At 70.7% G+C, this 14,589-nt stretch carries 2 protein-coding genes and 13 pseudogenes; 8 read left to right on the forward strand and 7 right to left on the reverse strand.

Features of this window, described 5'->3' with window-relative positions; translation table 11 throughout:
• Positions 1–114 precede the first annotated feature (114 nt).
• Positions 115–2,718 (forward strand): annotated as a pseudogene (locus tag QIY60_RS22760) (FHA domain-containing protein).
• Positions 2,719–2,784: 66 nt separating this feature from the next.
• Here QIY60_RS22760 and QIY60_RS22765 read toward each other — a convergent pair.
• From QIY60_RS22765 to QIY60_RS22775, 3 genes and pseudogenes are all read right to left on the reverse strand, one after another.
• A complete protein-coding gene (locus QIY60_RS22765) occupies positions 2,785–3,450 on the reverse strand; it encodes a transglycosylase SLT domain-containing protein (RefSeq protein WP_283144105.1) in 666 nt (221 codons plus the stop codon).
• Positions 3,451–3,724: 274 nt separating this feature from the next.
• Positions 3,725–4,785, reverse strand: a pseudogene (locus tag QIY60_RS22770) (S-adenosylmethionine:tRNA ribosyltransferase-isomerase).
• Positions 4,786–4,813: 28 nt separating this feature from the next.
• A pseudogene (locus QIY60_RS22775) lies at positions 4,814–5,508 on the reverse strand (SDR family NAD(P)-dependent oxidoreductase).
• 229 nt (positions 5,509–5,737) lie between these two features.
• On the opposite strand from QIY60_RS22775, the pseudogene QIY60_RS22780 reads away from it, so the two are divergent.
• From QIY60_RS22780 to QIY60_RS22790, 3 pseudogenes are all read left to right on the forward strand, one after another.
• Positions 5,738–6,880 (forward strand): annotated as a pseudogene (locus QIY60_RS22780) (GAF domain-containing sensor histidine kinase).
• Positions 6,873–7,513: pseudogene (locus tag QIY60_RS22785) on the forward strand (response regulator transcription factor). The pseudogenes QIY60_RS22780 and QIY60_RS22785 overlap by 8 nt, the downstream one beginning before the upstream one ends.
• 154 nt (positions 7,514–7,667) lie before the next feature.
• A pseudogene (locus QIY60_RS22790) lies at positions 7,668–7,912 on the forward strand (chaplin).
• A 396-nt stretch (positions 7,913–8,308) separates the two neighbouring features.
• Here QIY60_RS22790 and QIY60_RS22795 read toward each other — a convergent pair.
• Positions 8,309–9,105 (reverse strand): annotated as a pseudogene (locus QIY60_RS22795) (hypothetical protein).
• Positions 9,106–9,241: 136 nt separating this feature from the next.
• Between QIY60_RS22795 and QIY60_RS22800 the strand changes: the two are divergent.
• The 4 genes and pseudogenes from QIY60_RS22800 (at position 9,242) to QIY60_RS22815 (ending at position 12,384) form a co-directional block, all read left to right on the forward strand.
• A pseudogene (locus tag QIY60_RS22800) lies at positions 9,242–10,032 on the forward strand (ABC transporter ATP-binding protein).
• Between the two features lie 59 nt (positions 10,033–10,091).
• Positions 10,092–10,512 (forward strand): annotated as a pseudogene (locus tag QIY60_RS22805) (NfeD family protein).
• A gap of 79 nt (positions 10,513–10,591) precedes the next feature.
• On the forward strand, positions 10,592–11,557 hold the full coding sequence (locus QIY60_RS22810) for an SPFH domain-containing protein (RefSeq protein ID WP_283144106.1): 966 nt from the start codon (positions 10,592–10,594) through the stop codon (positions 11,555–11,557).
• A gap of 57 nt (positions 11,558–11,614) precedes the next feature.
• Positions 11,615–12,384: pseudogene (locus tag QIY60_RS22815) on the forward strand (sulfite exporter TauE/SafE family protein).
• 114 nt (positions 12,385–12,498) lie between these two features.
• On the opposite strand, the pseudogene QIY60_RS22820 reads toward QIY60_RS22815, so the two are convergent.
• From QIY60_RS22820 to QIY60_RS22830, 3 pseudogenes are all read right to left on the reverse strand, one after another.
• A pseudogene (locus QIY60_RS22820) lies at positions 12,499–13,001 on the reverse strand (HNH endonuclease).
• A 155-nt stretch (positions 13,002–13,156) separates the two neighbouring features.
• A pseudogene (locus QIY60_RS22825) lies at positions 13,157–13,683 on the reverse strand (YbhB/YbcL family Raf kinase inhibitor-like protein).
• Between the two features lie 43 nt (positions 13,684–13,726).
• Positions 13,727–14,503 (reverse strand): annotated as a pseudogene (locus QIY60_RS22830) (sporulation protein); the annotation flags it as partial.
• Positions 14,504–14,589: the final 86 nt, after the last annotated feature.

Consider the following 14,589-nt stretch of genomic DNA (forward strand, 5'->3'; position numbering starts at 1 on the left):
GCACGTTATTCACAAGGGCCGGGTTTCGGATACGAGCCTGGGCCTGAAATAGTTCCCCACGATGTTCGCCATCCCTAGACTCCCTGTATCGGGGGATTGCTCGGGGGACAACAAGTGGGGCATGGAGTGCCGGAACTCGTACTGGAATTGAATGGCAGGACCTGGACGCTCGACGCGTCCCGGTCGTACACCCTCGACGTGATCCGCAGGGCGACATGGTGATCGACGACGCCAGGGTCTCGTGGCGGCACGCCACGATCAGCTGGGGCGGCCGGAGTTGGGTCATCGAGGACCACGGCAGCACCAACGGCACCTATGTGCAGGGTCAGCGGATCCACCAGATGGAAATCGGCCCCGGCTCCTCGGTGCACCTGGGCAACGCGACGGACGGCCCGCGGCTGAATCTCACCGCCGGCGCCGCCGCTGCCGCCCCGGCGGGAGCCGCCGCGTACAGCGCACCGGCCGCCGCCCAGCAGACACCGCAGCAGGCCCCGGCGCAGCAGCCCCAGCACGGCGGCCAGGGCTGGGCCCCGCAACAGCCGCAGCAGCCCCAGCAGCCGGCCCTGCAGCAGCACGTTCCCCAGCAGGCACCGCAGCAGGCCCCCGGCAGCAGGCGCCGCAGCAGCAGCCCCCGCAGGCGCACGTCCCGCAGCAGGTCCCGCCGCAGCAGGGCCCCGGCCAGGGCGCGGGCGCGTCGGCGGCCTACGGCGACCGCAGCCCCACCACGTTCCACCAGGTGGCCCTCGGCCGGGTGATGCGCATCGGCCGTGCGCTTGAGAACGAGCTGGTCGTCTCCGACCTGCAGGTCTCGCGCCACCACGCCGAGTTCCACTCGACGCCCGACGGCCGCATGGAGATCCGCGACCTCGGCTCGCACAACGGCACGTACGTCAACGGCATGCCGATCGCCAAGGGCGGCTCCGCGCTGCTCGGCCCGAACGACATCGTCGGCGTCGGCCACTCCACCTTCCGCATCGTCGGCGACCGGCTCGAAGAGTTCGTCGACACCGGTGACGTCTCCTTCTCGGCCTGCCACCTCACGGTGACGGTCGACGGCGGCAAGCAGATCCTCAAGGACGTCTCCTTCGGCGTTCCGGAGAAGTCGCTGATCGCCGTCATCGGCCCCTCGGGTTCCGGCAAGTCCACCCTGCTCAAGGCGCTCACCGGCTACCGGCCCGCCAACCAGGGCGACGTCCTCTACGACAACCGGAACCTGTACAAGCAGTTCGCCGAGCTGCGCCAGCGCATCGGTCTGGTCCCGCAGGACGACATCCTGCACAAGGAGCTGACCGTCAAGAAGGCGCTGAAGTACGCGGCCAAGCTGCGCTTCCCCGCCGACACCAGCGAGGCCGAGCGCCAGCAGCGGATCGACGAGGTCCTCGGCGAGCTCAAGCTGGACATCCACAAGGAGAAGAAGGTCACCTCCCTCTCCGGTGGCCAGCGCAAGCGCGTCTCCGTCGCCCTGGAGCTGCTGACCAAGCCGTCCCTGATCTTCCTGGACGAGCCGACCTCCGGCCTCGACCCGGGCATGGACCGCGACGTCATGCAGTCGCTGCGCGGCTCGCCGACGACGGCCGCACGGTCCTCGTCGTCACCCACTCGGTGGCCGAGCTGGCGATCTGCGACAAGCTCCTGGTGATGGCGCCGGGCGGCTCGGTGGCGTACTTCGGTCCGCCCGAGGAGGCGCTGAACTTCTTCGGCTACGGCACCCGGGCCGATGTCTTCTCCGCCTTCGAGAACTACCGCGACTACGACTGGGCGGGCCGCTGGAAGGGCTCGCAGCACTACCAGATGTACGCCGCGGACATCGACGCGGTGGCCGCCCAGTCGGTCCAGATGCCGTCCCCCAACCAGATGCGCCCGCCCAAGCCGCAGAGCTGGGGCGCGCAGCTGTGGACGCTGATGCGGCGGTACTCGTCGGTCATCGCCTCCGACAAGGGCTTCCTGGGCCTGATGGTGATGCCGCCCGCCGTCCTCGGCGCGGTCAGCGTGGTCATCCCGGCGAAGTTCGGCCTCGCCCTGCCGACCGGCGCCAGCAAGTTCAACGGCGACGCGGGCACGATCATGCTGATCCTCGCGGTCGGCATGTGCTTCTCGGGCGCGGCCAACTCCGTACGAGAGCTGATCAAGGAACGGGTCATCTACGAACGGGAACGGGCCACCGGCCTCTCCTGCTCGGCCTATCTGATGTCCAAGGTCATCGTGCTCGGCGTGATCACCGCGATCCAGGGCGTCATCATCTGCGGCATCGGCTTCTCCACCTGGGACCTCCCCGAGGAGGGCCTGATCATGCCGCCGGCCGTCGAGATCTGCCTGGTGGTCATCGCCCTCGGCTTCACCTCGATGATGTTCGGCCTGGTCATCTCCTCGCTGGTGAAGACCGCCGAGAAGACCATGCCGCTCCTTGTCATGTTCGCCATCGTGCAGGTCGTCTTCACCGGCATCCTCTTCAAGGTCTTCGGCTCGATCGGCCTTGAGCAGTTCGCCTGGCTGATGCCGTCGCGCTGGGCCATCGCGGGCGCCGGTACGACCCTGGACCTCGCGCACCTGATGCCGCCGTGGGACCAGAACAACCCCACCGACCTGGACCCGCTGTGGAAGCACTCGGCGGCTCAGTGGGGCATCAACATCACCGTGCTGATCGCCCTCGGCGTCATCTGCGGCTTCGCGGTCGCGCGCCTGCTGCGCCGCCACGAGCCCGAGGTCATGCGCAAGTAGCGGCCCTGGAACACGACGAAGGGCGGCATCCCGTGCGGGGTGCCGCCCTTTCTGTGTCGACGTCGGTCAGTAGGCGCCGTTGACGTTGTCCATCGAGCCGTACTTGTCGGCCGCGTAGTTGGCGGTCGCGGTGATGTTGGCGACCGGGTCGTAGATGTTCCACGACGTGCCGGGCACGTGGTACGCGTTGAAGGTCGGCTGGATGACCTGGAGCAGCCCCTTCGACGGGACGCCGTTGACGGCGTTGATGTCCCAGCCGTTGATCGCGTTCGGGTTGCCGGTCGACTCGCGCATGATGTTGCGGTACAGACCGTTGTACGAACCCGGGATGCCCTTGGACTTCATGATGTCCAGGGACTGCTTGATCCAGCCGTCCAGGTTGTTGGCGTACACCGGCTTGCGGGCGGCGGAGCGGCTCGCGGCGGCGTCGGCCGCGCGCTTCTTCGCCTCGGCCTCGGCCTTGGCCTTCGCGTCGGCCTCGGCCTTCGCCTTGGCCTGCTTGGCGGCGGTGACGTGCTGCTTGGCGATGCTCGCCCTGACGGCCTTCGCGCTGGTGCCGGCGGCGGTCACGGAGAAGGCGACGGGCTCGGCGGCCACGGCGGTACCCGACTCGCCGCTGCCCGGCAGGACCGAGAAGGCGAGGGCGGCGGCGCCGGCAGCGGCGACACCGGCAATCGAGATCTTGTGCGTCTTGTTCAGACGACTGTGACCAGGGTTGCTGGACTCGGGCATGGTTGTGGGACCTCTTCCGAATGGCGGGGACGGCACACGAAAGCGCCGCGGCGGTGAGCCGCAGCGCTGTGCGACGGGAGCCATTCTTAGCGGCCGCAAAATCCTGTGGCAAAGGTGTGACCTACGAAGCGGGATAGTGGATCAGGGGCGGGGAAAAAGCACCTCCCGCCCCCGCTCGCCCCGCTCACAAGGCCTTTATTTACCCACTACGCTGCTTCGTAAGTGATGTGCGTCCTATGCGCGGGCTCACATCGACCACGCAACAGTCTCACCATCAGTTGCATGAGCAATTCATTGTGTGACGGTTCTCGTCCGGAAGGATGAGGTGGACGTCGCCGAACTCGTGCCAGAGGTAGAGCGCGCTCAGCGCCTCGGCGTACGCGGCGCCTATCGCCGCCCGCCCCGCGATCGCCTCCAGCATCAGCAGGTGCGAGGCCTCCGGCTCGTGCAGCCCGGTCAGCAGCCCGTCCACCACGCGTACCCCGCGCCCGGGCGTCACCACCAGATCCGTCCACCCCGACGCGGGCCGCACCACCCCGTCCACTCCGGCAGCGGACTCCAGTGCCCGCACCGCGGTCGTCCCCACCGCCACGATCCGCCCGCTACCGGCTCGCGCTGCATTGACCAACAGCGCAGTGGACACCGCACCTCGAACCGCTCCGGATAGGGCGGCTCGTGCGCCTGGGCCGAGGCCACCCCGCATGCAGGGTGATCGGCGCGAACTGCACCCCGCGCCGCACCAGGTCCACCGTGAAGGGCCGGGCCGCGCTCGGCATCTCCGCCGAGCCCACCCCGTCGGGCGCGGGCAGCGCGAAGACCGTCTGGTACGCGGAGAGCGGCTGGTCGCCCGAGGTGTACGCGTACCGGATCGGCCGCCCGTAGCGCGCGAGCAGCCCCGGCACGTCCGAGGGGTCCGCACGGGCCCACCACAGCCGGTCCCCGTCCGCGCTGAGCGGCTCCTCCAGGCACAGGCGCCGCCCGCCCGGCAGCGCCACCGCCGTCCACGCGCGCGTACCGGTACGCCGCCGGGTGCTGCCCGACGGCCCCGGGTGCGCAGCTCGACGCCCAGCGCCCGTCCGGGCCCAGCGTCGAGAAGTGCACGACCACCTGCTCGCCGTCGACCGTGGCGTCCACGGCCGACGGCATGGTCGCGGACGTGTTGACGACCAGGACGTCCCCGGCCCGCAGTGCGGCCAGCTCCCGGAACGCGTGATGGGAGACCTCGGTGCCGCGCGACACCATCAGCCGCACGTCGTCCCGCCCCGAGCCGCGCACCTCGGCGGGCACCGAGGCCATCAGCTCCTCGGGCACCCGGATCGCGATGTCCGCCGTCATCGCGCCCCTGCTCCGCCCGGGCTCCGCCTCACCGGGCCACCTCCACCAGCGCGGGAGCCGCGTACCGCCCGCTCGCGGGCCGGCGCTCGATCAGGCTCAGGAAGCCGGGCACCACCGTCTCGGGCTCCGGCCGCTCGTCCTCGTCGCCCGGCACGGCCGCCCGGTACAGATCGGTCCGCATGTCGCCCGGGTCCACCGCCCACACCCGAAGCCCCGGCTCCTCCACCGCGAGCACGGCCGCCAGCTGGTCGAGCGCCGCCTGGACGCCCCGTACCCGCCCCAGGTCGCATAGCCCCGGCCGCCGCGTCGGAGCTGACCGCCAGCACCGCCCCCGCCTCCGAGCCCCGCAGCAGGCCGAGCGACTCCTGTACGAGCCCGAGCGCCGCCACCACATTGGTCTCAAGGGCCGCCCGAACCCCTCCAGACTCTGCCGCTCCAGCGGCACCAGCAGCTCGGCGCCGAGCGCGCCTGCGTTGTGCACGAGGAGATCGAGCCCGCCCACTCCCCGGCCGCCGCCACCAGCGCCCGGCGGTGCGCGGCGTCCGTCACGTCCCCGGCGAGCGCCACGACCTTCGTTCCGTGGCCGTCGAGCGCGTCGGCTGTCTCCTTCAGTACGGATGCGGTCCTCGCGTCCAGGACGAGGTCCCAGCCGCGGGCCGCCAGCGCCCGCGCGAGCGCCCGCCCCAGTCCCTTCGAAGCCCCCGTGATGATCGCTACCGGCATGGTCTTCCGTCCCCTCGCAGTCCGCTGCGTCGCTGTCCTCCGTCGGCGGTGCGCGTCGGCCGCACGGGCCCCGGTCCGCCGACAGCCCCAGCGTCACTCCCCGCCCGCCCCCGCCGCCTCAGCCGCGCGCACCAGCCGCCCAAGGCACTTCGACCCAGTTCCCGGGACCCATCCGGCCGCCGTCCACAGGCGGATACGGACCGTCACACCCCACGGGTACGGTGATCCCATGAGCCATCGACCGAGCTCCGGCCTCGCCGCCGTGAGCACCGCGCTCCTCGCGATGAGCAGGCATCTGGAGGTCCGCGACGTCCTCAAGACGATCGTCGCGTCGGCCCGCGACCTGCTCGACGCGGAGTACGCGGCGCTCGGCGTCCCCGACGACCACGGCGGCTTCGCCCAGTTCGTCGTCGACGGCGTCAGCGACGAGCAGTGGAAGGCGATCGGCTCGCTGCCGCGCCAGCACGGCATCCTCGCGGCGATGCTCAACGACCGGAAGCCGGAGCGGATCGCCGACGTCCGCAAGGACCCCGCTTCGGCGGCTGGCCCGCCGCGCACCCCGACATGTCCGACTTCCTGGGCGTGCCGATCCGCGACGGCGACGAGACGCTGGGCACGCTCTTCCTCGCCAACAAGCGCTGCCCCAAGCCGGAGGGCGGCTGCGGCTTCACCGAGGACGACGCCGAACTGCTCGGCATCCTCGCCCAGCACGCGGCGATCGCCCTGACCAACGCCTGGCTGTACGAGCGCAGCCGCGAGCTCACCATCACCGAGGAGCGCACCCGCCTCGCCCACGAGCTGCACGACGCGGTCAGCCAGAAGCTCTTCTCGCTCCGGCTGACCGCCCGGCCGCCACCGCCCTGGTGGACCGCGACCCCGCGCGCGCCAAGGGCGAGCTCCAGCAGGTCGCCACGCTCGCCGCCGAGGCCGCCGACGAACTGCGCGCGGCCGTGGTCGAGCTGCGCCCGGCCGCCCTGGAAGAAGACGGCCTGGTCAACACCCTCCGTACCCAGATCCAGGTCCTCGACCGCGCCCACAGCGCCGAGGTCACCTTCGAGAACTGCGGAGTACGGGCACTGCCGCCCGCACAGGAGGAGGCGCTGCTGCGCGTCGCCCAGGAGGCCCTGCACAACGCCCTGCGCCACTCGGACGCCGAGCACGTCTCGGTCGTCCTCATCCGGCGCGGCCAGGGCGCCGCCCTGCGGGTCGTCGACGACGGCCGTGGATTCGAACCCCGTGGGTCCGCTGCGCCGGCCGTCACCTCGGCCTGGTGTCCATGCGACACCGGGCCGGCGGCGTCGGCGGCCGGCTCATCAGGAAATCGGCGCCCGGAGAGGGCGCCACGATCGAGATGGAGGTGCCAGGTGGCTGACAGCATCAAAGTCCTCCTGGTCGACGACCACCAGGTGGTCCGCCGCGGCCTGCGGACGTTCCTGGAGGTCCAGGACGACATAGAGGTCGTCGGCGAGGCCGCCGACGGGGCGGAGGGGTCGCCCGCGCCGAGGAGCTCAAGCCGGACGTCGTCCTGATGGACGTGAAGATGCCCGGCATGGACGGCATCGAGGCGCTGCGCAAGCTGCGGACCCTCGCCAACCCGGCGAAGGTGCTGATCGTCACCAGCTTCACCGAGCAGCGCACGGTGGTGCCCGCGCTGCGGGCGGGCGCGGCGGGCTATGTGTACAAGGACGTGGACCCGGAGGCGCTGGCCGGCGCGATCCGCTCGGTGCACGCGGGGCACGTGCTGCTCCAGCCGGAGGTCGCGGGCGCGCTGCTCTCCCAGGACGACGCGGGCGGCGGCCAGGGCCGGGGCACCTCGCTCACCGAGCGCGAGCGCGAGGTCCTGGGCCTGATCGCGGACGGCCGCTCGAACAGGGAGATCGCCCGGGCCCTGGTCCTCTCCGAGAAGACGGTGAAGACACACGTCTCCAACATCCTGATGAAGCTGGACCTGGCGGACCGCACCCAGGCGGCCCTGTGGGCGGTCCGCCACGGCATGACGACCTGACGGCCGTATAGCCGTAAATACGGATCGTCATGCTCCAGTGAAAACTTCATACCGTCGGTGGATGTCACCTGTCCGGCGCATCCCCGGCGACCGGTGGGCGTTCTCCAGGGCGTGCTGCGGCGGACCGTCGCAGCGAGACCAGGAGGAACCTGAAGTGAAGAACCTGAAGAAGGCCGCCGCCGTCGCCATGGTCGCCGGAGGAATCGTCGCAGCCGGCGCGGGTGGGCCGCCGCGCACGGTGGAGCGTGCGCGGACGGCAAGGCCGAGCACTCCCCGGGCGTCGCCTCCGGCAACCTGGTCCAGGTCCCGGTCCACGTCCCGGTCAACGCCACGGGCAACACGCTGAACGTCGTCGGCATCCTCAACCCGGCGTTCGGCAACGAGTCCACCAACTCCTGACCACCGAGCGACCAGGCGTGTGTCCCCACCCCGCCCTTTCCCCGTGCCCGGGGCGGGCGGCCGGGTGGGGGTCGGGGCCGGGGGCCGCGCCCCCAGACCTCTGTGCGGCCGCGCCCCGGGCCCGTGCTGCCGCAGACCGTGCTGGTGCTAGCGCAGTTCCCCCGCGCCCTTAAATGCGCCCTTCGGGGCGCCCACTAGGGGCGGGAACTGCGCGACCAGCCACAGACAGCCCGCAGACGAACGGGGTCCGGGGCGAAGCCCCCGGTAACCCACCCACCCCTGCACGGGGTCCGGGGCGAAGCCCCGGGCCGGGTGCAGGGGCCGCAGGCCCGCGGGGGGTCCGGGGGCGCAGCCGCCGGGAGAGCCTCCTTCACCCCCAACCCACCCCCGGAGGGTTTAGGGGAAGGGGCGGGGTGGGGCACCCTCCACGTACGCGTTGTACGCCGCCACCCGAGCCCGCCGAGCCACCCGCTCCACCGGCCGCAGCGCCTCCGCCCGAGCCGCCAGCTCCGACGCGCTCACCGCCCCGCCCACACCCTCCGCCGCCTGGGCCACCTCCACCAGCAGCCCCACCTGCCGGGCCAGCTCAAGGACCCGTACCGCCCGCGGCGGATACCCGGGAGCCAGGACCGGCGAGTCCGGCCCCTCCGCCCGCGCCCGGTACGCGTCGATCGCCGCCTCTGCCGCCGGCCCTGACCCGGCGACGTCGAGCCGGGTCAGGACGACCGTCGCCTCCCGCAGCGCCTCCGCCAGCTCGCGCTCCGCCTCCCCGAGCGAGGGCACATCAGCCGGCGGCGCCTCCCGTACCGCCATGCACCGCCAGACGACCTCCACCCGCACATCACCCGCGGGCCCCACCTCGCTCACCTCCGGCACCAGACCGTGCGGCGCCCGAACCCGACGACCGCCTCCGCCGCGTCCAGCGCCCGCGCGTTGAACTCCGACGGCCCGCTGAGCCCCAGCGGATGCCCCGGCGCGGGCAGCGCGACCCGGAAGCCGGTCACCCCGAGCCCCCGCAGCCGCCCGAGCGCCAGCGTGAGCCCCACCGGCCCCGCCTCACCCGGCAGCCCCGCCACCCGGTGCACCGTGTCGTCCTCGACGATCGCCGACGCGGCGTCATCCGGTGAAACTTTCCCGGCCAACAGGGTATTTCCCCATGCGGCCAGCCGACCTGAACGTGGTTCCGAGAACATGGACCCAGCCTAGGTACTGGCCCTCACGGCAGGTCCACTCCCTCAGTGGCGTAGGTTTCCTGGGAGATTTCCCCGGGACCCTGCCCACAGGCACAGCCCGGACCTCAAGACGATTGCATGGGGAGACAACGCGCTCATGAGCGATGTACTGGAGCTGGTGGACGTATCCGTGGTCCGCGACGGACGCGCTCTGGTGGACGACGTCTCCTGGTCGGTCAAGGAGGGCGAGCGCTGGGTGATCCTCGGGCCCAACGGCGCCGGCAAGACCACCCTCCTCAACATCGCCTCCAGCTACCTCTTCCCGACCACCGGTACGGCGAAGATCCTCGGCGACCGCCTCGGCAAGGTCGACGTGTTCGAGCTGCGCCCGCGCATCGGCATGGCCGGCGTCGCCATGGCCGACAAGCTCCCCAAGCGCCAGACCGTGCTCCAGACGGTCCTCACCGCCGCGTACGGCATGACCGCCACCTGGCAGGAGCAGTACGACGCGGTCGACGAGGAGCGCGCCCGCGCCTTCCTCGACCGGCTCGGCATGACCGACTACGTAGACCGCAAGTTCGGCACCCTCTCCGAGGGCGAGCGCAAGCGCACCCTGATCGCCCGCGCGATGATGACCGACCCCGAGCTGCTGCTCCTCGACGAGCCTGCCGCCGGTCTCGACCTCGGCGGCCGCGAGGACCTGGTCCGCCGCCTCGGCCGCCTCGCCCGCGACCCGTACGCGCCCTCGATGGTCATGGTCACGCACCACGTCGAGGAGATCGCCCCCGGCTTCACCCACGTCCTCATGATCCGCCAGGGCAAGGTGCTCGCCGCCGGCCCCATGGAGACCGAGCTCACCTCCCGCAACCTCTCCTCTGCTTCGGACTCCTGCTCGTCGTCGAACACCGTGGCGACCGCTACTCCGCGACCGGTCTGCCCCTCGGCTGACCCCGGGCGCTCCCCGGGCGCACTGTCCGTGACGGGGTGCCCGGACCTACCATGACCTCGTGGACGCATGGGCTGGGTGGCTGATCGCGGCGGCGGGTCTCGGGATTCCCCTGGTGCTGACCGCCGTGCCGGAATTCGGCATGCTGGCCGTCGGCGCGGTCGCCGCGCCGGGCCGCGGGCCTGGGCCTCGGCACCGTCGCGCAAGTGCTCGTGTTCGTCGTGGTCTCGGTCGCCCTGATCGCCGTCGTCCGGCCCATCGCGGCCCGGCACAGCGCCGAGCGCCCCCGCTTCGCCTCCGGCATCGACGCGCTGAAGGGCCGTCAGGCCGTCGTCCTCGAACGGGTCGACGGCAGCGGCGGGCGGATCAAACTGGCGGGCGAGATCTGGTCGGCCTGCAGCCTCGACGCCGACCGGTCCTTCGACCCCGGCCAGCAGGTCGATGTGGTCGAGATCGACGGAGCGACTGCCATCGTGATGTGAACCATGCCAGGATCATCCGGACCGGGAGCCGCACAGTTGCCGAGCACTTCCTAGAGGCAAGAAAGGCACGGGGAACGCGATGTCAGCGATCATCATCGTCCTGATCATTCTGGTGGTGCTGGTCTTCATCGCCCTGATCAAGACCATCCAGGTGATCCCGCAGGCCAGCGCGGCCATCGTGGAGCGCTTCGGCCGCTATACGAGGACGCTGAACGCGGGCCTGAACATCGTCGTCCTGTTCATCGACTCGATCCGCAACCGCATCGACCTCCGCGAGCAGGTCGTGCCGTTCCCGCCGCAGCCGGTGATCACCCAGGACAACCTGGTCGTCAACATCGACACCGTCATCTACTACCAGGTGACCGACGCCCGCGCCGCCACGTACGAGGTCGCCAGCTACATCCAGGCGATCGAACAGCTCACCGTCACCACGCTGCGCAACATCATCGGCGGCATGGACCTGGAGCGGACCCTCACCTCCCGCGAGGAGATCAACGCGGCCCTGCGGGGCGTCCTCGACGAGGCCACCGGCAAGTGGGGCATCCGCGTCAACCGCGTCGAGCTCAAGGCCATCGAGCCGCCGACCTCCATCCAGGACTCGATGGAGAAGCAGATGCGCGCCGACCGGGACAAGCGCGCCGCGATCCTCCAGGCCGAAGGTGTCCGGCAGTCCGAGATCCTGCGCGCCGAGGGCGAGAAGCAGTCCGCGATCCTGCGCGCCGAAGGCGAGGCCAAGGCCGCCGCGCTGCGCGCCGAGGGCGAGGCCCAGGCGATCCGTACGGTCTTCGAGTCCATCCACGCGGGCGACCCCGACCAGAAGCTCCTCTCGTACCAGTACCTCCAGATGCTCCCCAAGATCGCCGAGGGCGACGCCAACAAGCTCTGGATCGTGCCCAGCGAGATCGGCGACGCGCTCAAGGGCCTCTCCGGCGCGTTCGGCAACCTCGGCAGCGGGATGCCCGGCTTCAACACGGGATCCGAGCGCCGCGAGGAACCGCCCGTAGACCGAGACCAGTTGACCGCGCAGTACAACATCCGTGCATGATCGGTGCGGCCCCTCGACCTCCATGGCGGGGAGGCGTCTCACTGATTGTGCAAGGAGATGGCGTTGTCCATCTGGGAAGCACTCGCGGTCTTCGCGGTCGGCATCGGCGCCGGCACCATCAACACGATCGTCGGCTCAGGCACCCTGATCACCTTTCCCGTGCTGCTGGCCACCGGTCTCCCGCCGATCACGGCGAACGTGTCCAACACCCTCGGCCTGGTCTCCGGCTCCATCAGCGGAGCCGTCGGCTACCGCCGCGAACTGCGCGGCCAGACCTGCCGCATCCTGCGCCTCGCGTCCACCGGCCTGATCGGCGGGCTCGTCGGGGCGATCCTGCTGCTCGCCCTGCCGTCCGACGCGTTCGACGCGATCGTCCCCGTACTGGTCGGGCTCGCGCTGCTGCTCGTCCTCTTCCAGCCGCGCATCGCCGCCGCCGTCAAGCGCCGCCGCGAGGCCAACGGCACCCAGGCCCACCCCGACGGCGGCCCTGTCCTGCTCACCGGCCTCTTCCTCGCCAGCGTGTACGGGGGCTACTTCGGCGCGGCCCAGGGCGTGCTCTACCTCTCCCTGATGGGCCTGCTGCTCCCCGAGAGCCTGCAGCGCGTCAACGCGGTCAAGAACATCCTCGCGGCCCTGGTCAACGGTGTCGCCGCGGTCTTCTTCCTCTTCGTCGCCGACTTCGACTGGACGGCGGTCCTGCTCATCGCGGTCGGCTCGACGATAGGAGGCCAGATCGGCGCGAAGGTAGGCCGCCGCCCGAAGCCGGCGGTGCTGCGGGGGTGATCACGGTGGGAGTGGTGGCGATCGTGCAGCTGGTGCTGCGCTGAGAGAAGAAAGGGGCCGCCTCTGGAAGAGGCGGCCCCTTCTTTTTAGGGCGCGGGGAACTGCGCGACAAGCCCCCACCGGCCCGCAGCCGAACGACCGCACACTCAGCGGCACGCTTACGCCGCCCCGCGCGCCAACCACTCCGGCAGCGCGGAGCGATCCCCCGCAGCCATGCCGAGCAGCATCGCATCCGCAGGAGACGGCACGAACGGCTCGCGCAGCAACGGCATCCTCGCCTCCTCCGGCGTCCGGTCGGCCTTGCGGTGGTTGTCCCCGGCGCAGGACGCCACCGTATTGAGCCAGCTGTCCCGCGCCCTGGGCCCGCGGCACCACGTGGTCCACGGTCGTCGCGCGCCGCCCGCAGTACGCGCACCGGTGCTGGTCCCGGACCAGCACCCCTTCTCGACCACGGTGCCTGTCTTCGGAACGGCACCTGTACGTACCTGCAGAGCCTGATCACCCGCGGCACCGGTATCTCCACCGCGGCCGCACGCATCCTGAGCTCGGGATGCTCCTGCTCGACGACGGCCTTGTCCTGGAGGACCAGCACGACCGCACGGTTGAGAGTGACCGTCGACAGCGGCTCGAAGCTCGCGTTCAGTACCAGCGTGTCCCGCATCCTGCCCACCTCCGCGTAGTGCCGGCCCCCCCTGGCGGGCTTGGATCAACCCCGGCCGGGCTCGCCACGACGGACAACGCATTAAGAATGCCCTGCTCTGATCTCTCCAAGACCAGAGCAGGGCAAACAATGAAGGAACGATCAGCTACCCGGAGTCAGCTGTTCGAGGGACCCGTGTACGTACTGATCAGCTGGGCGCGTGCCAGGGTGTGGAACCGCAGATTGAATCCGACGACGGCAGGCGACACGTCCGCGTCCGGTCCCAGCTTCGCGGAATCCACCGCGTAAACGGTGAACACATAGCGGTGCGATTCCCCGGCCGGCGGAGCTGCCCGCCGAAGTCCTTCGACCCGTAGTCGTTGCGGACCTGGACCCCGGCCGGCAGACCCACGAACTTCCCGCTGCCCGCGCCGACCGGCAGCTCGGTCGCCGACGCCGGGATGTCGAACACCACCCAGTGCCAAACCCGCTGCCCGTCGGGGCGTCCGGGTCGAAGCACGTCACCGCGAAGCTCTCGGTCTCCGCCGGGACCCTCCCACCGAAGGTGGGGACGTGTTCCCGGCCGCGTACACCTGGGCGTCCTGCAGCGGCGCACCTCCTGGACGTCCTCGCTCACCACGGTGAACGAGGGCACCTCGGGGTGGAAGTCGTGGGGGAGCGGCGGCCTCTTGAGCTCGCTCACGCGGGCACCTCCTGATCGGTAACCAGTGACGAAGGCGAGCCCAGAACCAGTTGCGCCGGCCGCCGACCTCCGCCAGCCACTGGTGCAGATATGCCGCCCAGTCCGTCCCCTGGTAGTCGTGCAGACCCACCTGGAACGAGCGGTACGAGTCGCTGCCCTCGCTGAACAGCCCCGGCTTCTGTCCATCTCCAGGACGACGTCCATCGCGCGGTCGTCCGCGACGAAGGTCAGCTCCACCTGGTTGAGGCCCCGGTACTCCGACGGCGCGTAGAACTCGATCTCCTGGTAGAACGGCAGCCGCTGGCGCGTCCGCGGATGTGCCCGCGCTCCATGTCCGCGCTCTTGAAGCGGAAGCCCAGCTGGATGAAGGCGTTGAGAATCGCCCGCTGCGCCGGCAGCGGGTGCACGTTGATCGGGTCCAGGTCGCCCGAGTCCACGGCGCGCGCGATCTCCAGCTCCGTCGTCACACCGATGTGCATCCGCGCAGCGGCTGACCGTCGATCGTCGTGACCGGCGTCTCCCACGGAATCTCCAGGCCGAACGGCACCACGTGCACCGCGCCCGCCTTCACCTCGAAGGCGCCGCCGAGGCGCAGTTTGGTGAACTCGATGTCCTGCTTGGCCTCGTGGTCACCGCCCTCGACCTCGACCCGCGCCTGGAGACCGACCGAGAGCCCCTCGATCAGCTGGTCCACGGATCCGCCCTGGATCCGCATCTCGCCCTGGACGACACCGCCCGGCACCACGTTCGCCTCGGTCAGCTCCGTCTCCACCGAAGCGCCACCGGCACCCAGACTCGCAAGCAGCCGCTTGAACCCCATGCTGTTCCCTCCATAGATCCTGCCCCCTCTAAACGCACGATCGCGGCCTCCGGTTCCGTCCTCCTCCACCGAGTACGCTCGGACGC

This window comes from Streptomyces sp. BPTC-684, from assembly GCF_030028635.1.
In the GTDB taxonomy this organism is placed as follows: Bacteria; Actinomycetota; Actinomycetes; order Streptomycetales; family Streptomycetaceae; genus Streptomyces; species Streptomyces noboritoensis.

Bases quoted from the DNA above. Each gene is read 5' to 3' on its own strand.
- QIY60_RS22765 (WP_283144105.1), bottom strand. From the start codon at position 3,450: ATGCCCGAGTCCAGCAACCCTGGTCACAGTCGTCTGAACAAGACGCAC.
- QIY60_RS22810 (WP_283144106.1), top strand. From the start codon at position 10,592: ATGTCAGCGATCATCATCGTCCTGATCATTCTGGTGGTGCTGGTCTTC.